Genomic DNA, 25,162 nt, shown 5'->3' with positions numbered 1-25,162 from the left:
TTATTTCACCAAGTCAGGGTAAATTGCCTTGGCTACTTCGATCAAGCCTTGTGTAATACGTGGACCAGGACGGGACAAAATATTTTGGTCCATGCCAAAGATTTGTTTTTCACGGATCGCCTTCATTTTATTCCAGCCATTGCGATTCGCGATCAAATCCTCCAGCTTGGCGCCAGTCTTTTCATCGGTAATTCCGCTCGCATACAAAATGATGTCCGGGTCGTTTTGCAAAATCTTTTCTTCACTGATCGGATTCCAGCCCTGGGTGTCAGAAGCAATGTTTGTCGCTCCAACCAGTGTGATGAGTTCGTCCATGAATTCGCCTTTTCCGACTGTCCACCCTGGGGAGAATTCCAGGTATACCTTTTTCTTCTCTTCCGGTTTTATATTTTTCACTGCTTCTTGAACGTACGCGATATCCTTCTTCATTTGCGCGACGACTTTTTCAGCTTGTTCCTGTGTATTCGTGATAACTCCCATCGTTAAAATATTGTTAAGGATGTCGTCCATCTTTGTCGGATGGGTAATATAGACGGGCATTCCGAGAGATTTGAGCTTGTCAGACACTGGCTTTTCCAGCGAAATCCCACCGACGATCATATCCGGCGTTTGAGCGAGAATGGCTTCTTCATTTGGTTTGACGACACCGCCAATTTTCGGTTTTGCCTTCGCCGCTTCTGGATAATCGTCATAGTCTGAGACAGCTACGATCCGATCTTCCAAGCCTAATGCGAACAAAATCTCTGTCTCGGCGGGTGATGTTGAGACGATTCGCTCAGGAGCTTTTGCAAAGGTTACTTCTTTTCCTGTCGCATCCGTAACTGTCAATGGATACGTTGTTTGTTTTACAGGCTGCTTGGCCGCGCTTTCCTGCGGTGCTGTCTGCGGTGCGCTTGTTTGTCCACCTGGTGCTGGTTGGCTGTTATCGTTACCCGCACAACCTGCGAGGCTCGCCGCAACTAGTAGTGGGATCATGAATCGCAATGAACGTTTCATATGTAGAACTTCCTTTCTGCATATCTGATTGACTGTACCTTCCAATAAAAAAGCGACCCTTGCTTCCATTCGGAAATCAAAGGGTCGGCACCTCAGTGCAAACAGACAGGATGGTCTGCTTCCTGAAATAGGCCAATCCTTTCCGCGAAGGCACCAGGCACGAAAACAAACAGGCAGGTCTCCTGGCTTACGGCTGAGGAACGAGCCGATTTACAGTGGCGGGACCGCGTCGGATTTTCACCGACTTCCCTTTTCACCCGATCTTTTTGTTAAAAAGACGAGGCACCTATTTGCTGTTTGAAATTGTCACAGTCCATGATTCATCCTACATCATAGCATTCCTTGGATGAAAAAAGAATGACCAACACGCAAGCCAATACTTTCTTGCCTGCTAAAAATGAAAGACGCCTGAACAAAAGGTTCAGGCAACTGGAATGCTTTTGGCAGGCTATTACCCCCGTTTGTGCAAATAATCTAGAATGCCCATGGAGCATACCTGTAAATCGAGCTTGAGTATTTCCAAAACTTCGTGGTCATCACTGATTCCTTGTGACTGAAGATGATCCGAGACTCGTTCAAATAGCGTACGAGACAGTTCTTCATAGGTTTGTCCAGCATCAAGCGCTGACTCTCCTTCCGCCACAAACACAGGGAGCCACTCACGTATTTGGCGGTACACATCGTCTACCTGCTCAGACATCCCAAAATGACCAAAGTAAATGCGATTCAGCTTGCGCGCTTCAAAACGGCTTAGAGACGCTAACATGGCATCGGGGTCAAACTGATTCGGGGAAGTAGATGGCAGCACGAGGTGTATGCCATCCTTTTTAAGCTGTGGATAAAGTACACCGGCCGTATCACCTGTGAACATGCCGCGGCTTACGGGATCGTAGATGCTGAAGTGATGATTGGCATGCCCCGGCGAATCCAGAAACTCCAATACGCAATTCTCTCCGATCTTTAGTGTATCCCCGTCCCCGCGAATCAAAATCCGCTCCTCGGAAACTGCCGCAATCGGATCGAACAATCGATCAAAATCATCATGATACACTGCTCTCGCCCCTGCGATCAGTCGGCTCGGATCAACGAGATGACGTACACCTTTCGGGTGGACAACGACCTTTGCGTTCGGGCAATCCTTTAGAAAAAGTCCGGCTCCTCCTGCATGATCCAAGTGTATGTGTGTGACGATGATGTATTTTACTTGTTCTGTCGTATAACCGAGCTTGGCGAGACCGGCCTTGATATACGGGACAGAGGGGCTTGGTCCTGTTTCGACCAAAGTGAGCTCCTCTTCTGCGATCACATATGTCCCCGTACGTTCTGCCCAGCCCATATCGAAACCGTCTATTAAATGGATGCGTTCTCCTAAGTAAATTGGCTGTGATGCTTGCATGTAAATGCTCCTCCTTTTCAAAACAATATATTGACCGAATATTTATACTTTACCACCTAATTTAGACGCATTGAGGATAAACACACAAAATCTTCATATTTTTATCGTAATATGAGGACAGCAAAAACAATTCCATTACCTGGAGGGGTGCAAAAATGGGTAAGCTTTTTTCTCAATTACGACCTGAGCATGAGGCGTTTATCAAGAAGCAACAGATGTTCTTTGTTGCCTCTGCTCCTATGGACACAGATGGTCACGTGAATCTTTCACCGAAAGGGTACGATTCTTTTCGCATTATATCGCCTACAGAGGTCGCCTATTTGGACCTGACTGGAAGCGGAAACGAAACCAGTGCTCATCTACAGGAAAATGGCAGGATTACTCTCATGTTCTGCGCATTTGAAGGCCCCCCTCTCATCATGCGCCTCTACGGCAAAGGAACGGTTATTCTCCCAGATACACCTCGATGGGATGAGCTCGTGAAAGACTTCCCGCTTCTGCCCGGGGCTCGTCAAATCATCACCGTGAACATACAAGAAGTAAAGACTTCTTGCGGTTGGGCCATTCCCTTCTACACCTTTTCAAAGGAACGCGACACCCTTCAAAAATGGACCTTGGCTAAAGACGAGCAGGAGCTACTTGCTTATCAACAAGAAAACAACGTACGAAGCATGGATGGATTGCCAACACCATTGGGACAAAAGCTTTTCCCGCAGTAGAAGGGGATAACGAAACGTAAAACGCGAAAGAAGCTGCCTTGCTCGCAGCTTCTTTGTTTGAAACCTCTTTACTTGCTGGTATAAATGGCCACTGCATCGCGGAGAAACTCGGCTACACCTGGCTGCTCCTTGTCATAGTAAGCGGTAAAACGCGGGTCATCGACGTACATCTGGGCAACACCTGCGTGCGCTTCTTTGCTGTAGCTGTCCCAATAAAAGCTGAGCCATTGACGGTGAAGATCTGCTGCTTTTTGCGCAAGCTCATGAGCAGGATCCCCCGTCGCAAAAGCCTGTGCCAACGTCTCATGCAGTTCTTCATTCAACTGCTCAAGTGCGGCGTACTCCTGCTCGGTCATTCCTTTGATTTTTTGATTGGATTTGTCAACCAGGTCACTTCCATATTTTGCACGAATTTCTTCTCCGTATTGCGCCTCGTTGTCGTCAATCAACTTCTGCTTGAAGCCTTCAAATTTTTGTTTGTCACTCATCGTTTTGGTCCCCTCTCTTTGTGCTAATGTCAAATCGACATTGGCGATTAACGCATCCAATTGCGCTCGCCTTTCCAGGAGCTTCTCGCGGTGCTCCCGCAGTGCCCGGTCAGCATCAAAGGTTGGTGAATCCAGGATCTCCTTGATCTCCTCCAAGCTCACACCCAGCTCGCGGTAAAAAAGGATTTGCTGCAATCGATCAACCTCTTGCTGTCCGTAAATGCGATACCCTGACGAATTGATTCTCGCCGGCTTGAGAAGATCAATTTCATCGTAGTATCGGAGCGTCCGGGTGCTGACACCCGCCAGGAGTCCTAGCTTTTGCACCGTATATTCCATGTTCATTCCTCCTGACAAATTGATCGTACACATTTACGGACCGTCAATGTCAAACACATTTTCATAAAAAAATTGGCGTTACTCTTTATCCATAATTTGCTAAAATATAGAGAAAGACATACAAGGGGGGACTTCGATGCTCTATATAGTCGGCTTCATTGTAGCCATAGTCGGTGCTGGATGGGGATTAACAGGGCTGCTCAGTCTTAAAGCGAGAGATAAATATGCCATCACCCATTACAGTGACGATGCTTATGCCCAGCAAACCTTGTCCCATATGCATAACAACCCTACCCAAGGAATGTAAACATAAAAAATGGCTGCCCGCATCCTGTGCATGGCAGCCACCTTTCTTTTTTACAGTGCTTGGAATGTATCGGTCAATACCGGTACGATTTGCTTCTTGCGGGAGACAACGCCCTTCAGAACAGCTTTGTTGTCCACCAATGTTACTTGGTACGCTTTTTCTACTGCTTGTGTTGCGCTGCCGAGTGCGATCGCAACAGAGTCGTTGTTCAAGATATCGGTTACGACAAATACGAACAGGTCCAAACCTTTTTCAGCGATATTTGCATTCATGGCCGCTTCCAGTTCGCCTTGGCGTGCAAGTACATCATTTACATCTACTGCATTTACTTGCGCGATTTCTACTTTCGCATTGCCCATTTGGAACTCTTTAGCATCCAATGTGAGCAATTGAGCGATTGTTTTGTCGCTCAGGTCTGCACCCGCTTTGAGCATTTCCAGACCATATGCTTCCAGATCGACACCCGCGATTTTAGCCAGCTCATGAGCAGCCGCTACATCTTGCTCCGTGCAAGTTGGAGATTTCAACAGCAGCGTATCCGAAATGATAGCAGAAAGCATCAAGCCCGCCATCTCTTTTGGAATGTCTACGCCGTTTTCTTTGTACATTTTCTTCAAAATGGTAGTCGTGCAACCAACCGGCTCGGCACGGAAGTAGAGAGGATTGCTCGTCTCAAAGTTTGCAATACGGTGATGGTCGATCACTTCTACCACTTGCACTTGCTCAATGTCATTCGCGCTTTGTTGGCGCTCATTGTGGTCTACAAGGATGACTTCATTTACTTCATTCGCCACTGTTTCTACGAGGCGCGGCTCTTTTACTTGGAAGTAATTCAACACAAATGCTGTTTCGCTGCTGATTACACCGAGGCGTACAGGCTCTACATTCGCGCCCAATTTTGTTTTCAAGTCAGCGTACACAAGTGCTGAACAAATGGAATCTGTGTCTGGATTTTTATGACCGAAGATTAGTTTTTTTTCCATCATCCATACTCCTTAATCGTAATTTGGCTTCCAAATTATACCACAGCTTAGCGGATATGCCCAAGATACATTATAGGTTCAAACTCGATCGTTGGAAATAAGGTTTTGAAGATCAATCCGTAATGAATGGGAGGCGAAATAAAATGAGAGTGGCAGCTTTGTATGACATTCACGGGAATGCACCTGCACTACATGCAACATTGGCAGAACTCGAAGTTGTGAAGCCTGATCTTATTATCATCGGGGGGGATACCATATCAGGTCCAATGCCCGTCCAAACACTTGAGATGCTCTTCCAATTGGATACACCTGTGCAATTCATCCGTGGTAATGGCGATCGTGAAGTACTCCTCACTTTTGACGGTGAGGCTCAGGCCTTGAAAATGTCCGATTCTGTGCGGGAAATCACGTCATGGGTTGCGGAGCAATTAAGCCGCTCTAATCGTGACTTTTTGTCGCAGCTCCCTCTTACCTACACGTTAACACGTGAGAATTATGAGGACGTACTCTTCTGCCATGCCATTCCCACCAATGATGAAGCTATTTTCACCCCACTCACTCCTGATGCAGTTATGGCCGCTTACTTTGAGAGGACGCTGCAACGAATAGTCATCTGCGGTCATACGCATATCCAATTTGAACGTCGCCTTGGCGATATTCGTATCCTCAATGCTGGAAGTGTGGGTATGCCGTTTGCCAACAAACCAGGGGCATATTGGTTACTTCTTGATGGTGACAGCTATGAGCATCGCTTTACCCCTTATGACGTAGAGGCTGCTGCAAAACAAATCGCTTCCACGAACTATCCGCAAGCTCAGAAGTTTGCCGAAGAGAATGTCCGAGAGATACCTACGGCTCAAGAAGCAATGGAATTTTTAGAAGCCCTGGCACAAAAAAACCGACCCTCTGCTTATTAAAGGGTCGGTTGAGAAAGAGAGCTGCCTAGATTAATCGTCCCAGTCTACATCCAGTACAGCACCTGTTGTAGCGGAAATCTCCAAATCGACTTCCTGTCCTTTAGCCGTTTTCACTTCTACCTCATACACATAGTGGTTATCGTCTTCATCCAGCTTAATGGATTTGATGTTGCCGTTCACTTTAGCCAACGCGATTTTTTTCGCTTGCTCTACACTGATTTTTACTTGTCGGTTTTTCCACTGACCGTCGTTGTCGTCGTCATGATCATCGTCGTCATCGTGGTCAACTGTTCGCCACACATCGCCGGTCATCGCATCGACGTACACCTCAATCTCTTGCTGCTTGTTTCTGATCTCTGCTTTGTATACAAGGAAACCGTCCTCTTCATCCAGCTTCCATTCGGTAATGGTACCAGACTGTGCATCCCGAACTTTTTTCAGTGCTTTTTCAGGCGTGATGCGCACGAGCTTCGCCCAGTTGTGTTTCACATCATCGTCGATTTGCAGGTACACGGTAGAAGTATTCATTTGCTGTACGCTGTAAGATTGGTTGCTATGTGCAAAGGCTGTTACGCCAAGGCTCCCTACAATCAGTGCACCTACCATGGTCATGACTACTTTTTTCATATCATCTCGCTCCTTTTTTTCGACCGGTTTTGTTTGATCTCCTTTATCTTAAAAAGGGCAGATGAAGGAATAGAAAGAGAAAGATTAGAAATTGATGAGAAAATAGAAGAGACCCCTTACAGATTCATGATTGCCGGTGAGCCACAGCGATTAACAAAAAGAGCGAGTGTTTTCTACTGGCAAAAACGATCCATTCCAGCTGTAAATCGACGCAAATGAAACATCCGCGCTTTTGCGTGCCCTCCGCTTTTATCCGTATAATAAAAGCAATCGAGAGGACAACAGTCAACTCGATGACATACGAAAGAGAGCGTGAATGGCAGTGTAATACATATCGTTTCTAGCTACTTTCTAATTTTTCGTAAATGAGAAGGAGAAACGATTTTTCCGTGGAATCACCACTTTTGAAAAATATCTTTTTTTGAATCTATTTTCTCGTCACCATGCAAACGGTCATCATGTCCGTAATGACCTTGGAAGTGAAAAATCCAGCACGTATTCAATTGACAGCACAAGCAACACAAGCTATCTCCTCAGCCTATACGGAATCAGGCAATCGGAAATGAACAAAGGCACTCTACTAATCGTGTAGAGTGCTTCTTATATGTTCACGATAAACCAACCATTCATGTGAAAAAGGAGTGACAGCAGGATGCGAAAAATGGAAGTACGTCCTTACGAAGCACAATGGGCCACATTGTTTAGAGACGAAGCGCAGTTGTTGCAAAGGATTTGCGGTGACGAAATCGTCGAGATCCATCACATCGGCAGCACTGCCGTACCTGGACTCTTGGCAAAGCCTATAATCGACATCTTGCCAGTGGTTCGAGATATCACCCGCGTGGATGATTACAACAGCGAAATGCTGGCACATGGCTACGAACCTCGGGGAGAGCGCGGACATGCAGGAAGACGGTATTTTTCAAAGGGCGGTGACGAACGTACCCATCATGTCCACATGTATCAGGCAGGGCATCCAGCTATTGACCGTCATTTGGCTTTTCGCGACTACTTGCGTGTTCATCCTGATGAAGCCAAGCATTACGGCGATGTGAAGGCAGAGCTGGCCAAACGATTCCCCTATGATTCTGGCGGTTATGTAAAAGGGAAGGATCCACTTGCAAAAGCACTGGAGCAAAAGGCGCTTGTATGGAAATGTTCTCAGAATGAGCAGTAGTAAATTTCTATTTTCCGAGATTGTTCTTAATGGCTTCCAATCCAGCGATTTCCCCCAGGAAGAATGTATCACCCGCGAGTGTATCCATCGTGTAAACTTGGTTGTTTTTCACTGCTTTGAGGTTTTTCCAGACAGGATGATCCTTCCAGATATGAATCAACCCTTCTGGCTCCTCTGCTTTTGCTGAACGGCGATTCTCCGCAATAAAGATATGATCGGGAGCAAGCTCACTCAACGCCTCGATTCCGATACGCCCCCCAATCTCGCCATCCCCGGGCAATCCTGCTATCGGTGTTAATCCCACTTCCTCATAGTAAATCGGGAAGTTTTTGGGATGCATCACCGTAAAATCCTTACCATTGGAAACGAGGAATAGGGCCGTTTCTCCTTTATGCTTGTCTGCTGCTGCTTTTGCTTCGCTTTTCAGCTTATTAAAATCGGCCAAAACTTGCTTCGCCTTTTCTTCTTTACCAATTACTTCAGCGATTTTCATGAGGCGAGTGGGGGCATCCACTGAGAAATCAATGACAATGGAACTAGCCATTTTGTTGAATTCCTCAAATCTGGAGCCTTTTCCGGTGCTTGTCATGACAATAACCTCTGGGTCCATCTCCAGCAAAGTCTCCAAATTCGTTTTTCCACCCAGATCCTTTACCGTTTTCCCTTCCGCATACTTCGCAAAAATGGGCGACTTGCTTTTCGTCGACTCAAAGCCTTCCGATACAATCGGAGCAAAATCTAGCACGAGGAAGTAATCTGTTCCCATGATATCGACAGAGGCGACACGCTCCGGCTTTTTCTCCAATGTGACTTCCCCCATCGTATGCTTGATGGTGCGAGGATATACAGGCTCCCCTGTCCCTTTTGTATCGGGTTGTGATGCTCCTGCCTCAACCGTTTGCGCTTTATTGGCAGTGTTTGTGTCTGTAGTCGTCTGTCCTGCTCCGCACCCCGCCACGACGGCTGTGGCTAAGATTACGAACAGAATGCCTGATAATTTCTTTTTCATATGGATTGAACTCCTTTTATTCATCTCCTGATTTCAACCATGTTTTACCCTTTTGTTCGGATCAGCAAATACAGAAAATAAGGCCCCCCAATGAGGGAAATCACAATACCCGCCGGTACTTCTGTAGCCGGCATAATGCTTCGCCCTATCGTATCTCCGGTCAACACGAGCAATGAGCCGACGAGCGCCGTAATGGGCAGCATGTATTGATGCTGGGGTCCGACCAATCTGCGCGCGATATGCGGGCCAAGCAAACCGATAAAGCCTATGCCTCCACCTGTCGCTACACTCGACGCAGCCAAGCCAACCGCACCCGCCAGCAAGGCCAGTCGCTCCCGTTGAAGAGATACGCCCAGACTTGCTGCAATTTGTTCATTCATACTGAGCAGGTTCAGTACATTTGCTTTCCGATACACGTACGGCAGCAGGATCACCATCCACGGCATAAGCGCCAGCACGAACTTCCAATTGGAACCCCACAACGATCCCATTTGCCAAGTGACGACAAACTCGAGGTTTCGCGGATTCAACTGAAGTGTCAAAATAATGCTGATGGCGCTAAGTCCCGCCCCTACTGCAATCCCTGTAAGCAAGAGACGGGCAGGAGATATGCCGTGCCCTTTCTTGTATGCCAGCATATAGATTATGGCTGCTGTGGCAGTGGCACCGATAAGTGCGAGAAACGGCATCAAAAAAGGCGGAGCCATGTTCGTCGCGGGATATAAGGAGACGAACAACAATACGGCCAGTCCAGCACCTGAACTGATTCCAAGAATGCCAGGATCAGACAGGCCATTGCGAGAGATTCCTTGCAGGATCGCTCCCGATACAGCAAGCCCCGCTCCAATCATGACCGCAATCACCATCCGGGGAAGCCGCAGCTCAAACAACACGAGACTCTGCTTTTTCGAACCCTCCCCCAGCAACGTCTGCAACACCTCGAAGGGCCCAATACTATACGGTCCCGTGTTCAAGCTCAGGACAAAACCGACAAGTAAAAGCACTGCGAAAAGAAGAATCAGTCGGACACTGCGGCTTTTTCTTTTTTGGGAAAATAGATCGATGTCCACTACCACTCCCTCCTTTCCTTACGAGCAAGGTACAGGAAGAAAGGGACGCCGATCACGGCGATAATGGCGCCTAGCGGTGTCTCGTAGGGCATCGCTATCATTTTGGCTCCGATGTCTGCAAAAACTACCAGAACTCCTCCCATGACAGCTGAGCAAGGAATAATCCAGCGGTAATCAACCCCGACCAGAAAACGGACGATGTGTGGGACAACGAGACCGACAAACCCAACTCCGCCAACTGTTGAGACCGAAGCACCCGCCAGCACCATGACGACAACCGCCGCCACCCCCTTCACCAGCCTGGTCTTCTGTCCGAGTCCCGCTGCGATCTCTTCTCCCAGACTTAAAATGGTAATGGAGCGAGATAGGATCATGGCCACAACGATTCCTCCGACAATCCATGGCATCATGACGGATACTTGAAACCACTCCGCTGTAGAGATCCCCCCTGCTGACCAGAATGCCAGATCGTAATTGATCTGAAAAAGGAGGGAAATCGCCTGACTAATCCCTGATAGGATTGAGCTGACGACTGCCCCTGCCAACGCGAGCCGCAAGGGGGTCAAACCGTTTTTGGAAAAATAGGCCAGTCCATACACAAGCCCTACCCCCAGACCCGCTCCGATAAAAGAATAGAGAATAATAGACTCAAAAGGGAGTCCTGGCGCAAAAGCAAAAACGAGTACAAGTACGAATCCGGCCCCTGCATTAATGCCCATCAAGCCCGTATCCGCAATCGGATTTTTCGTAACCCCTTGCATGATGGCTCCCGCTACGGCAAAAGCAGCTCCCACCAGCGCTCCTGCCAAGGCACGCGGCATTCGCAGCGTTTGAATAATGACGTGGTGCTCGTTGCTGGAATCATAATGAAAAATCGAGTTCCAAACGGTGGCAAACGAGATATTCGCCACTCCAGTGATAATGGATGAACCTAGCCCGAAAAGGATGGCGAAAATCCCTACAACAATCAACACCGTCGCCATCCACGGCCTGGTTCGAAGCGAAGCATTTTTAGTGATCGGCTGTGACAGTGACATTTCCCTTCTTTTCCTCCAGAGCAACGTTCGAATCAATCACGGTCAGCTTGTCAATTGCAGCCGTTCTCGCTCGTGCTTCCGGAATGACCTCCGGAAAGCCAAGCTGAAGCATTCCTACGAGTTTTTCCTCCGCACGTACCCCTACCGCTTGCAAAAATCCTGCTTGATACGTGAACGGTTCTGTTTTCCAAACGACGCCCAATCCCCGCTCCCACGCCGCGAGCTGAAAGTTTTGAATCAGCGTGCAGGCTGCCGCATAGTCCTCTTCCCGTTCTCTTTGCCGCGAGTCTTCATTTACGATAACCAAAAGATATGCCGGGACGCGTAAAAGCAATTCCGGATCTCTTTTTTTCAGGGCGTTTTGAAGAATGGCATCGACGACAACCCGCTTCCCTTCTTCCATATAAAGCACGAATCGCCAAGGCTCACGCAGTCCGTGGTTAGGCGCCCAGACAGCTACATCCAGCAACTCACGAATCAATTCCAGTGGAATCGGGTCTGGCTTGAATTTCTTTATGGTTCTGCGGTCACGGATCGCTTGTGCAATCGGATACAATGATGACTCCATCTCGTTCCCTCCAACAATAGTGATACTCATTCTCAATCATTATCACAAACTTGTGGACGCAAGAAAATTGAAGAACCTGATTCCTTTTTTGTACATTCCTGTGACTCTGCAAGATGCGTGAGCGCCTCTGATATGGCCTGCTCATGGCCGAGTGCGGAATAATGCAGCCAAGGATATACCCCAGCTCGATGTACATTCCCTTTCAAACGATGCTTGCGTACATCTGTTCGAATTTTCCTTTCGTCGAAAAGCAGAATATGATCAGCCTGAAAATCTTGAAGCTCATCCAGGCTCGCGACATCCAGAAAGGCAAAATGATCTGTTCCCACTGGAGGTCTTACCTGGAGGTCTCCGTACAAAATATCGGAAATTTTCCGCCTTTTCGCACCAAATATACGGGCTCCACCATCCCACGCCCTTACTGCCATAACAGTTTCATTCCCAATTTTTTTGCGGATACGCTCGCGAGCTGCAGCTGCTTTCAGATCATAATAATAGAGCCAACTGGTCGCCACCTCTGTAATCCCCAGCATGGCAGCTACCTGCTGCAAATGATCTCGCCAAGTCGTTGTTTTAAAGGGAATGAGCCAGGTCGGTGCAATAGTTTCTAATTGTTCAAGCCAAGGTGCAACCTGATCTGTTCCGACAATCAAATCTGGCTCCATCTGATGCAGACGGTACAAGTCAAATTCCAGAGTGGCTGCTTCCATCTGGGAGTACGGCCTCTTTTGCCGATGCTTTTCCCAAACAGGGATCAGATGCTGGATCGAAACCCCCAATGCGAGCAGATCACCGATGATTGCTGGATGGAGTACGGCGATTTTCTTTTGTAACGATTTCTTGAAGCGATAAGGGGGAACGCCAACGATCTTTTTAAACATCCGACTGAAATAGTACACATCCCGATAGCCCACTTCACTAGCTACCTCAGGAATCATCACGTCCTGCGTCACCAGAAGCTGACAGGCCTTTTCCATTCGTTTCCGATTGATGAATTGCAAGGGAGTGAGCGAGGTGTACTCCTTAAACTGCTGATAGAAAAGTGTCGGCGTCATTCCTGAGTAGCGAGCAATCTCCTCGATCTGAAAAGTCTCCTCACAATGCTGCTCCATATGCTCAGCGATCCCTTGAAGAATTTGTTGACGATCTGTTTTTTTCTCTTGCAGCGTGATTCCAGCCATAATAGCTTGCCATAGCTTCAGAAAAAGAATCTGCATGGTTGCCTGATCGAAGTGATCTTTTCGCCATGCAAGATGCAATTGTTCGATGTGATGATGAATTAAGGATATAGCTTCGATATGGTGCTTCCCCTGGATCGGTAGCATCACTTCGTTTATGAGCCATCCATCCCTTTCTTTTCTGGCATAAGCAGCAAAAAGCGCCACGTAACAAATATAGATGTTCTCCGTAATGGGCAAAAGGGCGAGCCCTTCCTGCATATCCTCTGGAGATATAACCATGCAATCTCCCTGGTTAAGCACCCCTCCTGTCTTATCCACCCGAAACGATGCCCTGCCCTCTATTACCAAAATGATGATTTGTTCGCTTCTATCTCTCGCTTCTACAAGCTTCCATTCTTTTGAAATGGACAAAACTTGCACATCATTAACAGTGATGACATTCGGATCACTATATTTGTCTTTTTTTCTCATAAATAGCTCCTCTTGAATCATGATGCAGCAATTGATAACAATTCTCAACAATTGTACGAGAGACTTGGCAAAACTGCAATTGCACTCGGGTGAGAAAAAGCAAAAAACGCCAAACGATCATCAAGATGACCACTCGACGTTTTCTCTTTCCACTTAAGCTATTCTCATGACACTCTTTGTAGACAAATATTTCTAAATGATCTTATATTTTAACAAAGCATCTCATATTTTCTACCTATGGTTCTACTAAAACACAGACAGAAAGAGGTACAGGTATGCTGAGCAATCAAAAAGTAATCGTAACAGGAGCAGCTTCTGGGATCGGGAAAGCTGTAGTGACGCAATGCTTGCAAGAAGGGGCCGCTGTCATCGCATGTGACCTCAATCAGGAAGCTTTGCTTGCACTGAAAGAAGAGATGAATCGAGCAGAAAGACTACATACGTATTGTGTGGATGTTAGCAAATATGAGGAGGTTGCGGCTTTTTTTGCGCATATCGAGGCAGAGCATGCGGATTGTACTAGTCTCGTCAATAACGCAGGCATTTACCTGGCGAAAAACATTCTGGACTACGACCTCGACACAATTGAAAAAGTGCTCGCGATTAACGTAAAAGGTTGCATTTATTTCTCACAGATGTTCGGAAAGCTCCTTTTTCCTGCCCAAAAACGAGGGACGATCGTCAACCTGTCCTCTGTATCCGGAATCGAGGGCAGCTCGGATGCAGTCTATGGAACCACGAAGGCGGCAATTCTCGGCTTGACGAAAAGCTGTGCAATGAACTTCGCTCCCTACATCCGGGTCAATGCGGTAGCACCCACTATGGTTGCTACACCGATGATGGACACCATTCCAGAGTGGCGTCGGGCAGAATATCTCGCTCACGGCCTCATCGACAGCCCTGTAATGCCAGCGGACGTGGCAGATACCGTCGTTTTCCTGTTATCGGAGAAGTCCAAACACTACACCGGAGCGACTTTTGACATCAACAACGGCGGGTATCTGCGGTAATAGCAAAGGGGCGTTTATTCAGACCGCTGGAGACTGAATGAACGCCCTTTTCATCCATTTCGTTTAGTGCCCTACCATCCAAGGGCGTTTGCCCCCACGGCTGTGGGTATGTCCCCGATGTGCCTGACTGCCATGGCTGTGGCTGCACCCTGCTCCTTCATGGGAATGCGCTTGCTTCCGCACCACTTTTGGTTCCACACCACGCTCAATACGTTGGCGCAGCGCTTGCGGTGTCATGATCAATCCTGGTGCAGCATATAAACGCTTTGACGGTAGCTGGCAATCGGGGCAAGCAACGTTCTCTGTCAGCTGGCTCATCTTCAGCCATAGTACAAATGGACCACATTCCTCGCACATGTAATCGTATCTCGGCATCGTATTTGGCTCCTCTTTCACGGTCTTTTTCTTGGCTACTTCGGCAAGATATCTCGATCAAAAATGCTTGTCGGGATCGACAAGGTGCAGCACGCGTTCGGAATATCGACGATTCCTGCAATTCTTCCCTCCACCGGTGCCGTTCCCAGCAGCATGTACGCCTGCTCACCCGTAAAGCCCATCGCTGTTTTCAAATACTCGATGGCATTCAGGCATGCATTGCGGTAAGCGACATGTGCATCCATATACAGCTGCTGCCCTGTCGTCTCGTGAACTGAAATTCCTTCGAAAACGAGGTATTCCGTATAGCGAGGCTCTACCGGACCCGGCTTGAATACAGGGTTGTTCACGATGTTATACTTCGCCATCCCGCCCTTAATGACATCCACATGAAGATCCAGCCAACCAGCCATTTCAATTCCGCCGCAGAAGGTCACTTCCCCGTCTCCTTGAGAAAAATGCAAATCGCCCATGGACAGCTTCGCTCCATTTACATACACCGGAAAGTAAATGCGAGTGCCTTTGGACAAGTTTTTAATATCACAGTTTCCGCCATGCTCGCGAGGTGGGACAGTGCGAGCCGCTTCTCTGGCAATCCGATCGAACTCAGCGCCTTTCAGACTGCCCAACACAGCACTGTGCGGGGTCGGCAAATTCGCGAGTGGCGGCATTCGTTCAGGATTTGTCGCTACGAGGTCGCTCTCTCTTCGGTTCCAGCGATCCAATAGCTGGTGAGAAGGTGCCGTACCAATCAAGCCTGGATGAAGAATGCCAGCAAATTTGACTCCCGGCAAATGGCGAGAGGTCGTGTAAATGCCGTGGAAGTCCCAGATTGACTTGGCCGCTTGTGAATAATGATCGACGAGGAAGCTCCCGCCGTTTTCTTTGGCGAAAATTCCGTTAAAGCCCCATTCCGATTGGGGGAGTGCCCCGATATCGAGAATATCGACAACCAAGAGGTCTCCTGGTTCTGCTCCATTCACCCAGACAGGTCCACTGAGCACATGGACGCGATTGAGGTTGACATCGCGAATGTCGGAAGGGTCATCGTTGTTAGCGACCTGCCCGTCCGTCCAGTCCTTACATTCCATGCGAAAAACAGCTCCTGGGTTCACGGAAACTGTTGCCGGAATGTCTGGATGCCATCTGTTGTGACCAGGTGTATCTTGCTCCTCCATTGGTTTGTTCAAGTCAACTCGAAATAAAACTTCTGGCATGCTGCTTCCCCCTCACTTGTTCAAAATGGCGTATGCCGTACATTCACAAAAAGAAGCAAATGACATGCCAATACTTGCTGGTCCCATAAAAATTTGATAATACCGATTCTTTTGTCTATTTTCTCCTGTATACTTAATACAAAGAGCTTGTCGCAAAATAGGTCATGCAGTTGATCTGCCTTTGACCAGAAATGTCGTTTCCTCTCTTGTAGCGCTTTCTTCATTGTGTGTCGTTTGTTTCCCCTGCTTCCTTGTCGGACACCTGTCCCACAATCGAACAAACTATAACCAGGAAAGGGTGCGAGAACGATTTTTGAAGCCGGCATGCTGCTCTCGTCTTTCGATTCTTTCTCCGTAATCGAGCGTTCCCATCATCGCGCGATCTCTCATGCTGTCTTTCATTCTCTCTATCAGCAATTACAGGCCTCTGCGAAGCTTTCACCCTACGAATTTTCTCTGATCAGGGATGCGCTAATCCATTTGCTACAAAATGGCTCTTTGCCATTTTTCCCGCTATCCCTTTCTACTACGCGACGCTCTTTCGCACTCCAAACGGATTATGTGATTCCAGCTCTCAGGCCTCCCTCTCATTCTGTTCCTAATTGGAAGAGTCTTCTTTTCGCATGGGCTGAAAACAGCCAAGAATATCTAATCGTACTCAGTGACGAGCGCGTCGTACTTTTTGCTAACAAGCGGGCACAAGAACGATTTTCTTTATTTGAAGGCCTTGTTCTCGAGGCGGATTGGGAACAAGAACGCTTAACCGACTGGTATTTAGAGGAACTCGATCTAGGGGAAAAGACGTGGTATCGCCTCTTTCTTATTCGCCCATGCACGGCAACCTTGTCAAAGGCTACTAGCAGCTATTCGTTTTCAGAGATTCATACGAATAGCCCCCTCTATCAAGCTCAACTGCATACAGCACGTATTGCTGCACAATCGCTATCGAATACGTTGTTGCTCGGAGAAACAGGCTGTGGCAAAGAAGTCCTAGCGCGTGCCATCCACTCCTCTAGTTCGCGAAAAGACGGCCCTTTTCTTGCAGTCAATATCGCAGCACTTCCACGCGAACTGATCGCCAGTGAGCTATTTGGATACACAGAAGGAGCTTTTACTGGAGCAAAAAAAGGAGGACAACCAGGAAAATTTGAAGCAGCAAATGGAGGAACGCTATTTCTCGATGAAATCGGGGAAATGAGCATGGAGCTTCAAGTGCTTTTATTGCGGGTACTCGAAGAACGCAAAGTGACGAGATTGGGCTCTCACGAAGAAAAGCCATTAGACATTCGTGTTATCGCTGCCACCAATCGTTCTATTGAAGATGACGTACGGAATGGCCTGTTTCGTGCCGACCTTTACTATCGGCTAAATATCCTGCAAATACGCATCCCTCCCCTGCGCGAACGCAAAGAAGACATTGCAGCCTTGGCTGACGAGTTCCTCCAGCAGCTTCATACCCAATACGCTGGCGGTCCGACTGGTATCTGTGAATCTGCCATGTCGATCTTGCAGCAGCACTCATGGCCCGGAAATATTCGTGAGCTGCGCAATATCGTGGAGCGAGCATTTTTACATGCGTTCGGTGAATCGTGGGTCACCTCTCACCATCTTCCGAGCGAATGGCAGCAGCAGTATGGATTGCAAGAAACATCCGGAGAACCTTTGCCATTATTGCGCGAATTAGAGCGACAGACGATCCAGCAAGCCATCACGCAAGCTCCATCCATCAGCGCCGCAGCAAAAAAGCTAGGAATTGCGCGAAGCACGCTGTACCGGAAAATGGAAGAGTTGGGAATTGGTTAAAAAATCGGGGGATGAGCCTTAGCAGCTTGTCCCCCGAAACATTTTACCGATGCCCTATTCGTCAGCGAGTGCTCGCCTTATCGTCATCCTTGCCTCCTCTGCCACTTCTTCGTCCTTGTGATCAATGGCTTGCATCCAGAGCAGCATCGGAATGTACACCGCCATCATTCTGGCCAATATTTTTGTCTCTTCATCCACTTCTCCATACGCATGGAAAAAAGACTGGCGGGCTTGTGGCGGTAAAAAACTGTAAGCCACACTTACATCCGCTCCTGGGTGACCCACATTGAGATCTCCCCAGTCAATGATGCCTGATATCTGCCCGGCTTCATCTACCAGCATGTTTTTAACATGCAAGTCTCCGTGCAGCAGCACTTCACGCGGTCTTATCCGGTCTCTCACGACTTGTCCTAAATAATTCGCAATCGCATCCCGATCCTCTTCGGAAATATGTACAGCTAAGGTAGACAAAAACGTCTGCATCTTTTCTTTTCTCTGCGCAATGTCCAGGAGGTTCCTGTGATCATGCTCGATCCCGTGCTCGCGTGCACGCTGAAGCGGAAACGCGTGCAATCCTTTTAAAAACGTTGCAAGTGCCACTGCCGATGACGCACGCTGCTCGTCGGTCAAGCCTTTTGGAAGCGTTCCTGGTACATACGTGTACCCCAGAAAAGGGAATGGATAGTCGTTGGTTGGTTCCCCATAAAAAAACGGCTTCGGATACGGGATCGTCAGGAATGCCGCAAGCATTGGCAGCAGCACCCCTTCCTTTTTGATCAATTCAACAGCGACATTCCGCCTGGGAAAACGGAAAACATATTCGTCCCCCACTCGAAAGACCACGTTATCCCAACCACAGCCAATCAGCTTGATGGGCATAGAAGATAGCCGCGGAAACTGACGGAAGATGAGTGAGCTTGCCAATGGTGCAGATACTTCCCAGTCAGCATCCCAAGGATTCGAGTTAGTCATCGTTTTCGTTCCCTCCCATTTGTCGTTTCATCTTCCGTGATGATGCTTGCAGCTACGATTGCGCATAGCGGATCTGGTAGACACATTTCTTACCGCCGATTGCCACGCATTCCGTCCGCTCAACGCTTGTCTGCAGTAACGCTCGGTAACAATTAAGCTCTCTTGCACAGATCATCTGATACCGATCTGCTATTTTAAAATAGGGACAATTGTGCTGTGTGATCACATATTCCTTATCACTGACCTGTTCCCAGCTCGCCATAAATCCGTTGTCATCTTGGATGCGTGCCATCTCTGCCACCTTTTCAGATAGCGCTTTTCCTTCCATTTGTCCCTCGTATTTCTGAATAATCTTCTCTTGCTGTCTTGCGAAAAATTGATCTATTCGGTCTTCCCCGTCTGCCAGCACGATATGCTCCATCAAATCCACGGCCAATTGCCCGTAATCATTCGGAAATTGTTCGTTACCTAGCTGTGTCAACGAGTAGTAGTGCATCGGTCTTCCGGCTTTTTGACGACCTACTCTGCACACAACAAAACCGTCTTTTTCCAAGTAGATCATTTGCCTGCTGACAGCTACCTTTGTGAGCTCCAGCCTGTTTTGCAAATCCTTTGTGCTGAGCTCCCCTTCCCTCTTCAGCAACAACAGAATGTATTCACGTGTTGATAGGTGTCTATATCTCTCCATTTTCTCTTCGCCCCTTTATTGGAAAAGAACGATACGCTCACAGTATATGTCCTTTATATAACTAATTCAACAAACATGTTTATAAAGTGACCCTCTTTATTCATCGCGAAGCCCTCGCAACTGCAACTTATTAAACATCTTAGTTGAATATATATAAATTTGTGCCTATACTGTGATTGTAGTGCAAAGGTGCTATTTTCCAAGAAGGATAGGTGAAACGAATGAAACCTGTATTCTCCCTTCTCCGTGAACGGCAGGTCGAAGCTGCTTATCAGGAGCCTTTGGCGGCACATACAACCTGGAAAATTGGCGGACCTGCGGATTTACTGATTACACCGAGCAGTAAATCCCAACTGATGATGGTTCTGCAAATACTGAATGAACATCATGTCCCATGGATGGTGATGGGAAAGGGCTCCAACCTTTTAGTCAGTGACAAAGGGTATCGCGGGGCGGTCATTTTAGTAAACAAGGCTTTGGACTATGCCCGAATCGTGGGCAATCATATTTACGCAGGGGCCGGCTACTCCTTGATTAAACTTGCAGCGTTGGCAAACAAGCACAGACTCAGTGGCTTGGAATTCGCAGGTGGAATACCCGGGTCTATCGGCGGCGCTGTGTATATGAATGCAGGCGCCAACGGATCAGAGATATCGAACATTTTCCATTCAGCTGAAGTGATCACACAAACGGGAGCCATTCGCTCCTTGCATGCTGTAGACATGGATTTTTCTTATCGCCACTCTTCCTTGCAAGAGACTCATGTCATTATCACGGAAGCGATTTTTGAGTTGACTCTACGCGACAGCGAAAGCATTAAGCTCCAGTGGAACCAATATAAAGAAAAACGGTTAAAAACACAGCCTCTGCCGTTTGACTGTGCAGGCAGTGTATTCAGAAATCCTCCAGGCTATTTTGCTGCAAAGCTCATTGAAGATGCTGGCCTAAAGGGCATGCGGTACGGTGGCGCGGAAGTATCGAGCAAACATGCCAATTTTATTATGAATACCGGAAATGCCACCGCACTTGATGTATGGACACTCATGAGGCAGATTCAGGAAAAAGTTCACAGCCAATCAGGTATTCACCTTGTACCTGAGGTTGTGATCGTAGGTGAACAGTAAGCATAAAAAAGGGAGGTCTCACGATGATTCAAATCAGCGAAGCTGCCGTCACTCGCATTCAACATATGCTCGAACAAGAAAGCTCTTCTTTCTTCATTCGTTTTGGCGTGAAGGACGGAGGGTGCTCCGGAATGACCTATGGACTCGGTTTTGATGATACTTATCAAGAAGGCGACACCACCATCGATATGGATGGTGTGAAGCTGGTCGTCAATCCAGAAAGCTATCCGTATGTCGATGGCGTCGAAATCGATTACAAAGAGAGTGGAATGATGGGCGGATTTACGATCCAAAACCCGAATGCAATCGCAACCTGCGGCTGTGGAAGCAGCTTCCGTACAGCTTTACATCGAGGGAAAAGAGAAAAGTGTAAGTAAATCATCAGACGAAAATGACTTGTCACCGATTACTTAGGAGTGCTATTCTATTGAAAAATTTCCCCCTATTACTTATGTAAGGTGACAATATGCTTTCATTTTCTAGGCTAATCAAATGTAAACCCCCAATCCCGTAATCTCCCGCCTGCATTGTTTGAGATTTTCGGAATGTAGGGGGAATGAATAAGTGAATAGAAAAATCTCAACACCATCTTTGCTACTGTTGATCATCCTGGTGGGTTTTCCGCAAATTAGTGAAACGATCTACACACCTTCGTTACCTGATATCGCCAATAGCCTCCATGCCAGTAACAATACGATCCAACTGACACTCAGTATTTACTTCCTCGGTTTTGCCTTTGGCGTATTTTGTTGGGGAAGACTCTCTGACGCTATCGGTCGACGCCCTGCCATGCTCTGGGGAATTTTCGTTTACGGCCTGGGCAGCTTGGGTTGCTACCTCTCCGATTCGGCTGACTGGTTGTTATGGAGCCGGTTCATTCAAGCTTTCGGTGCGAGTGCAGGATCGGTGGTAACCCAAACCATCTTACGCGAGAGTACCGATGCCACCAGGCGTCATGCTGTTTTTGCTCAGATTTCAGCTGCTCTGGCTTTTACACCAGCAATTGGCCCCTTAATCGGTGGTTGGGTGGATCAATCGTTCGGCTATCAGGCTGTTTTCTTCACACTAATTGCGATGAGCGTAGCGATTTTTGCTTACGCGTTTGTATCGTTACCTGAGACCAAAACACCTACAGCTTCAAAGATAAACACGCTAGCTGTAGCCAAACGACTTTTTACGGACAAAAGAATTTGGGCTTTTGGTTTCTTAATTGGGGCGACAAATGGCATGTTGTTCAGTTATTATGCCGAAGCGCCATTTATTTTCATTGCGTTTTTCGGCATGACACCTGGTGTGTTTGGGTTCTTGGGTATTTTCGTAGCTTTGGCTTCTGTGATCGGGGCAATGCTCTCGAAAAAACTGCTAACCAAATACCCCGCTGAGAACATAATTCTAATCGGCTCGCTGGTAACGACGTTAGGGGCAGTATGCCTCACAAGCTTCACTTTGTATGGCGCGAGTCCGTCCGTTGTCTCGATAGCGATCATGGTAATCTCTATCTTTATCCTTTTGCTGGGGATCGGGATCGCGATTCCAAACTGCCTGAGTTTAGCTCTCGTCCACTACAGCGATGTCCTCGGAACTGCTGGGGCTATTTTTGGTTTGATTTACTACCTCATCGTCAGTCTCATCACGAGTGGCATGAGCTATGTTCATAACGGCTCGCTTACCACCATGCCGATCTACTTCTTTCTATTGGCGATCATGATGGTGCTTGTTAGTAAACAAATGGCGGCTTGCCATACAAACAAATAGCCTATTCACATCAACATCAAAAAGCCGATTCTCTCTTAGAGAAAATCGGCTTTTTGCCATACTCGTCACTCCTCCCGCTTCGTTTCGATCGATAATCCTTCGACATGCTTGCGACTCATCATTTTACGCTTCTTCCGGTTCTCTTTCGTCTCGAATACGATGTCCATGTCATAGTCGGCCGGATACAGTTCTTTGCCCTCAATATGCAAGACAAGGCGCTTTTTGTTGATTTTATATTTCTGATTTTGAATCATGACGCCAACGATACCTTTGGAGTCCTCCGCAGCAAACACGATGCCGGTTCTCCCCAGATAGGAGATGAACACACTATCACCAACAGCAAATGGTTTGTCGCGCTCAGGCTTGGATGGTGTGCCTACGGCTTTCTCTGAAATCTCCTGTGGAAGCTGCTCTCGTAGTTCCTCTTCCACTTTTACTTCCACTTCTTCTGGCTTTTCTATTACTCGTGTCTCCACATAACTTGAAGCCTCATCCTCTTCCTGCTCGACATCATGGTATTGATCCAGCCTTTCCAAGGTGGTAGTTGTAGCGGTAGTCGTAAAGCCATTCCGAGTAATTTCCCGAGAACGCTGAATCATCTCAGACGGGATACCCAGCTTCAGTGCGATCAGGAATGCGTAGCTCTGGCCTGCTTCTCCGATTCGCAAGCGATACAGTGGCTGCAAGGTCTCCTCATCAAATTCCATTCGTGCGTTTTGGAACCCGGCAGTTGCGGAGGCAAAGTTTTTGATTTCGTTAAAATGTGTATTCACAATCACCGTCGCACCTCTTCGATGCAGCTCCTCCAAAATAGCAATCGACAAGGCGACCCCTTCTCCTGGATCTGTACCCGTAGCCATCTCATCTATTAGAACGAGGGTCGAGGCGTCGGTAATCTTCAAGATTTCTAGGACATTATGAATATGCGCCGAAAACGTGCTTAACGCTTGCTCGATGCTCTGCCCATCCCCAATATCTACGGCGATGTTGCGGAAAATGGAGAAACGACTGCCTTCCTGTACAGGTACGAGCAAACCTGACTGCACCATCATGGTTAACAACCCAATGGTTTTTAACGTCAATGTTTTCCCGCCTGTATTGGGTCCTGTAATAATAAGCGATTTGTACTCTCGACCAATTTTCAAATGCAGCGGCACCATTTTCGGTCCGAGCAACGGATGCCGTGCTTCCTTGACATCGATGATCCCTTTGTCATTTAGTTCTACATTCGCGCCTCCGATTGCCAATGCGTACTTCGCTTTTGCGAAAAGGAAGTCATACATTCCAACGGTCTCGACATTCACGGTGAGTTCATGGGTGTATTCTTCAGCGAATGCGGACAATTGCATCAGTACTTTTGTTACTTCGCGTTCTTCCTCTGCCTTGAGTGCTGTGAGCTCAAACTGTACGGTGCTGATCTCCGTCGGTTCCATATAGACGGTTTGACCGCTCGCCGACTCATCTAAGACACTGCCAGCCACTTGCTTGCGATGTTCCTTTTTGATGGGGATAACATAGCGTCCATTGCGTGTGCTAATGACATTTTCTTGCATGATCGAACGATATTTGTTCATGATCGAATCCAGTTGTCTTTTCAGCCGCTCTTCAAATACGACAATGCGTTTGCGCACCTTCAACAAGTCTTTGCTGGCGGAATCGACAACTTGCCCATGACGGATGCATTGTTCGATTTCATTTTTCAATTTTTGGACGTCGTACATCGATGCTGCATACGTGCTTACGCGTGGCGCCCATTGTTCTTTTGTCGCCATGTACTTCATGAGCTGTGAGCAACTCGTTAGGAACAAGTACAGATTCGTAAAATCATGTACGCCAAATACATATCCTGTCCCCAGAAGAGAAAGAATCTTCTCCATCCCTTCCAGCGCGGGAATCGGTACACTGGCTCCATTTTGCAGGATATTCTTGGCTTCTGCTGTTTCGTCCAACTTACTACGCACTACTTTGACAGAGTCCATCGGCATCATTTGTTCTACATGCTTTTTCCCTGCGTACGATAAGGCGTATTCCATTACCTTTTCTTTGATTTTGTCGTATTCGAGACGCTGTAATGCTTTTTCATTCATGACTGATTTCTCCTTTTTTATGAAAAATAAAAAGGGCGAAGAATGAACAAATGTCATTCTCCGCCCTTTTTTGGGATACCCAAACAAAACGCAACCAAATAAAAAACCGCGCTGAACACAGCACGGATTTTGGGCGCAATGATAGGGTTTTCACCTAAGGCATTGTATGATATCCGTTGTTCTTAACTAATTCCAAGGCCGATTATCACTCAACACAAATAAACTTTGCTACATGGCAAAATTTCGAATGATAAATCAAGACCTTTTGTATGGAATTGCTTTAGTTAAGAACGACCGCCGACATCAACATCTCTCCCTAGATATGGTTACTATTCACTTTAACGCATGTGATCCTCTACCGTCAAGCCGCTTCCCATTTGTACACCTTCACACTAAAGCCCACAAAAATATCGTCAAGCTGCTTACTCACCACATCCCAATCCCCGCCTGCTAATCCGCAGCCGATCCCGTATGGAATGGCGATGGTCAGATTTTCTTTTTTCGCTAGGGAGAGAACTTCTTCCAACCCTTTTTGCAGCATGTCATATTTCGTGTAGACTCCTTTTTTTCCATAACCAAGCTGTGCGAAAAGGTTGGCAATGTACCTCCCTTCTCCGACCTGGCATAGCAGCACTTGTCCAAGGAGCTCGCCACGTGCATCCGCATACTGCTCGCAAAGCCGCTTGTACTCCGTATAAACACTTGGATATTTGGCTCTTATTTGCTTGGCAAGACCTGCTCCCATCACCCCCATGCAGTTCACCTGCTGCACGATGATATTTTCCGTGGCTTCCAATATATTGCCTGACACGACTTGTACCGATTCATTCATAGCACTCACTCCTT

At 47.5% G+C, this 25,162-nt stretch carries 25 protein-coding genes and 1 riboswitch; of the genes, 9 read left to right on the top strand and 16 right to left on the bottom strand.

Annotation, left to right across the window (positions count from 1 at the left end):
- The gene (locus tag C7R91_RS00870) at window positions 1-996 is read right to left on the bottom strand and encodes an ABC transporter substrate-binding protein (protein WP_047068447.1); all 996 of its coding nucleotides are present in this window, start codon (window positions 994-996) and stop codon (window positions 1-3) included.
- A gap of 155 nt (window positions 997-1,151) precedes the next feature.
- Window positions 1,152-1,301, bottom strand: a riboswitch (cobalamin riboswitch).
- Between the two features lie 146 nt (window positions 1,302-1,447).
- A complete protein-coding gene (locus tag C7R91_RS00865; RefSeq protein WP_047068448.1) occupies window positions 1,448-2,392 on the bottom strand; it encodes an MBL fold metallo-hydrolase in 945 nt (314 codons plus the stop codon).
- Window positions 2,393-2,547: 155 nt separating this feature from the next.
- Between C7R91_RS00865 and C7R91_RS00860 the strand changes: the two genes are divergently transcribed.
- Window positions 2,548-3,111, top strand: a complete 564-nt coding sequence (locus C7R91_RS00860) for a pyridoxamine 5'-phosphate oxidase family protein (RefSeq protein WP_047068449.1) — start codon at window positions 2,548-2,550, stop codon at window positions 3,109-3,111.
- A 68-nt stretch (window positions 3,112-3,179) separates the two neighbouring features.
- Here the strand turns inward: C7R91_RS00860 and C7R91_RS00855 are convergent, their stop codons facing one another.
- Window positions 3,180-3,938, bottom strand: coding sequence for a MerR family transcriptional regulator (locus tag C7R91_RS00855; protein WP_047068450.1), 759 nt, complete (start codon window positions 3,936-3,938; stop codon window positions 3,180-3,182).
- Between the two features lie 136 nt (window positions 3,939-4,074).
- On the opposite strand from C7R91_RS00855, the gene C7R91_RS29205 reads away from it, so the two are divergent.
- A complete protein-coding gene (locus C7R91_RS29205; RefSeq protein WP_162837741.1) occupies window positions 4,075-4,245 on the top strand; it encodes a hypothetical protein in 171 nt (56 codons plus the stop codon).
- A gap of 50 nt (window positions 4,246-4,295) precedes the next feature.
- On the opposite strand, the gene C7R91_RS00850 is transcribed toward C7R91_RS29205, so the two are convergent.
- Window positions 4,296-5,228 carry a manganese-dependent inorganic pyrophosphatase gene (locus C7R91_RS00850; RefSeq protein ID WP_047068451.1) on the bottom strand — a complete coding sequence of 311 codons (933 nt, stop codon included), beginning with the start codon at window positions 5,226-5,228 and terminating at the stop codon, window positions 4,296-4,298.
- A 143-nt stretch (window positions 5,229-5,371) separates the two neighbouring features.
- Between C7R91_RS00850 and C7R91_RS00845 the strand changes: the two genes are divergently transcribed.
- Window positions 5,372-6,145: a metallophosphoesterase family protein gene (locus tag C7R91_RS00845; RefSeq protein WP_047068452.1), complete on the top strand. Its 774-nt coding sequence runs from the start codon at window positions 5,372-5,374 to the stop codon at window positions 6,143-6,145.
- Window positions 6,146-6,175: 30 nt separating this feature from the next.
- Here the strand turns inward: C7R91_RS00845 and C7R91_RS00840 are convergent, their stop codons facing one another.
- Complete coding sequence (locus C7R91_RS00840) at window positions 6,176-6,772, bottom strand: PepSY domain-containing protein (protein ID WP_047068453.1); 597 nt, start codon at window positions 6,770-6,772, stop codon at window positions 6,176-6,178.
- Window positions 6,773-7,424: 652 nt separating this feature from the next.
- Between C7R91_RS00840 and C7R91_RS00835 the strand changes: the two genes are divergently transcribed.
- Window positions 7,425-7,949, top strand: coding sequence for a GrpB family protein (locus C7R91_RS00835; protein WP_047068454.1), 525 nt, complete (start codon window positions 7,425-7,427; stop codon window positions 7,947-7,949).
- 7 nt (window positions 7,950-7,956) lie between these two features.
- Here C7R91_RS00835 and C7R91_RS00830 read toward each other — a convergent pair whose 3' ends face one another.
- From C7R91_RS00830 to C7R91_RS00810, 5 genes are read right to left on the bottom strand one after another with little or no spacing between them, the layout of a single operon-like run.
- Entirely contained in the window at window positions 7,957-8,958 is a 1,002-nt protein-coding gene (locus C7R91_RS00830) for an ABC transporter substrate-binding protein (RefSeq protein WP_047068455.1), read from the bottom strand.
- Window positions 8,959-9,002: 44 nt separating this feature from the next.
- Entirely contained in the window at window positions 9,003-10,028 is a 1,026-nt protein-coding gene (locus C7R91_RS00825) for a FecCD family ABC transporter permease (RefSeq protein ID WP_047068456.1), read from the bottom strand.
- Window positions 10,028-11,065, bottom strand: a complete 1,038-nt coding sequence (locus C7R91_RS00820) for a FecCD family ABC transporter permease (protein ID WP_047068457.1) — start codon at window positions 11,063-11,065, stop codon at window positions 10,028-10,030. The genes C7R91_RS00825 and C7R91_RS00820 overlap by 1 nt, the downstream gene beginning before the upstream one ends.
- The gene (locus tag C7R91_RS00815; protein ID WP_047068458.1) at window positions 11,040-11,633 is read right to left on the bottom strand and encodes a nitroreductase family protein; all 594 of its coding nucleotides are present in this window, start codon (window positions 11,631-11,633) and stop codon (window positions 11,040-11,042) included. The genes C7R91_RS00820 and C7R91_RS00815 overlap by 26 nt, the downstream gene beginning before the upstream one ends.
- Window positions 11,634-11,665: 32 nt before the next feature.
- The gene (locus tag C7R91_RS00810; RefSeq protein ID WP_047068459.1) at window positions 11,666-13,285 is read right to left on the bottom strand and encodes an AraC family transcriptional regulator; all 1,620 of its coding nucleotides are present in this window, start codon (window positions 13,283-13,285) and stop codon (window positions 11,666-11,668) included.
- 275 nt (window positions 13,286-13,560) lie between these two features.
- On the opposite strand from C7R91_RS00810, the gene C7R91_RS00805 reads away from it, so the two are divergent.
- Window positions 13,561-14,295, top strand: coding sequence for an SDR family NAD(P)-dependent oxidoreductase (locus C7R91_RS00805; protein ID WP_047068460.1), 735 nt, complete (start codon window positions 13,561-13,563; stop codon window positions 14,293-14,295).
- Between the two features lie 63 nt (window positions 14,296-14,358).
- On the opposite strand, the gene C7R91_RS00800 is transcribed toward C7R91_RS00805, so the two are convergent.
- Both C7R91_RS00800 and fmdA read right to left on the bottom strand, forming a co-directional pair.
- Entirely contained in the window at window positions 14,359-14,670 is a 312-nt protein-coding gene (locus tag C7R91_RS00800) for an FmdB family zinc ribbon protein (protein WP_047068461.1), read from the bottom strand.
- Between the two features lie 35 nt (window positions 14,671-14,705).
- Window positions 14,706-15,887, bottom strand: a complete 1,182-nt coding sequence (fmdA, locus tag C7R91_RS00795; RefSeq protein ID WP_047068462.1) for a formamidase — start codon at window positions 15,885-15,887, stop codon at window positions 14,706-14,708.
- Between the two features lie 324 nt (window positions 15,888-16,211).
- Between fmdA and C7R91_RS00785 the strand changes: the two genes are divergently transcribed.
- A complete protein-coding gene (locus C7R91_RS00785; RefSeq protein WP_236697806.1) occupies window positions 16,212-17,690 on the top strand; it encodes a sigma-54 interaction domain-containing protein in 1,479 nt (492 codons plus the stop codon).
- Between the two features lie 54 nt (window positions 17,691-17,744).
- Here the strand turns inward: C7R91_RS00785 and C7R91_RS00780 are convergent, their stop codons facing one another.
- Both C7R91_RS00780 and C7R91_RS00775 read right to left on the bottom strand, forming a co-directional pair.
- Window positions 17,745-18,662: a phosphotransferase gene (locus tag C7R91_RS00780; protein ID WP_047068464.1), complete on the bottom strand. Its 918-nt coding sequence runs from the start codon at window positions 18,660-18,662 to the stop codon at window positions 17,745-17,747.
- Between the two features lie 52 nt (window positions 18,663-18,714).
- Window positions 18,715-19,350, bottom strand: coding sequence for a helix-turn-helix transcriptional regulator (locus tag C7R91_RS00775; RefSeq protein WP_047068465.1), 636 nt, complete (start codon window positions 19,348-19,350; stop codon window positions 18,715-18,717).
- Between the two features lie 221 nt (window positions 19,351-19,571).
- Between C7R91_RS00775 and murB the strand changes: the two genes are divergently transcribed.
- The 3 genes from murB to C7R91_RS00760 all read left to right on the top strand — a co-directional run bounded on the left by murB (window position 19,572) and on the right by C7R91_RS00760 (window position 22,229).
- Window positions 19,572-20,474, top strand: coding sequence for a UDP-N-acetylmuramate dehydrogenase (gene murB / locus C7R91_RS00770; RefSeq protein WP_047068466.1), 903 nt, complete (start codon window positions 19,572-19,574; stop codon window positions 20,472-20,474).
- Between the two features lie 23 nt (window positions 20,475-20,497).
- Window positions 20,498-20,851 carry a HesB/IscA family protein gene (locus tag C7R91_RS00765; protein ID WP_047068467.1) on the top strand — a complete coding sequence of 118 codons (354 nt, stop codon included), beginning with the start codon at window positions 20,498-20,500 and terminating at the stop codon, window positions 20,849-20,851.
- 187 nt (window positions 20,852-21,038) lie between these two features.
- A complete protein-coding gene (locus C7R91_RS00760; RefSeq protein ID WP_047068468.1) occupies window positions 21,039-22,229 on the top strand; it encodes a multidrug effflux MFS transporter in 1,191 nt (396 codons plus the stop codon).
- A 65-nt stretch (window positions 22,230-22,294) separates the two neighbouring features.
- On the opposite strand, the gene C7R91_RS00755 is transcribed toward C7R91_RS00760, so the two are convergent.
- The gene (locus tag C7R91_RS00755) at window positions 22,295-24,316 is read right to left on the bottom strand and encodes an endonuclease MutS2 (protein WP_047068469.1); all 2,022 of its coding nucleotides are present in this window, start codon (window positions 24,314-24,316) and stop codon (window positions 22,295-22,297) included.
- 361 nt (window positions 24,317-24,677) lie between these two features.
- The gene (locus C7R91_RS00750) at window positions 24,678-25,148 is read right to left on the bottom strand and encodes a macro domain-containing protein (protein WP_047068470.1); all 471 of its coding nucleotides are present in this window, start codon (window positions 25,146-25,148) and stop codon (window positions 24,678-24,680) included.
- Window positions 25,149-25,162: the final 14 nt, after the last annotated feature.

It is taken from the genome of Brevibacillus formosus (genome assembly GCF_003013405.1).
GTDB classification, from domain to species: domain Bacteria; phylum Bacillota; class Bacilli; order Brevibacillales; family Brevibacillaceae; genus Brevibacillus; species Brevibacillus formosus.
This window is presented reverse-complemented; position numbering and strand designations above follow the sequence as displayed.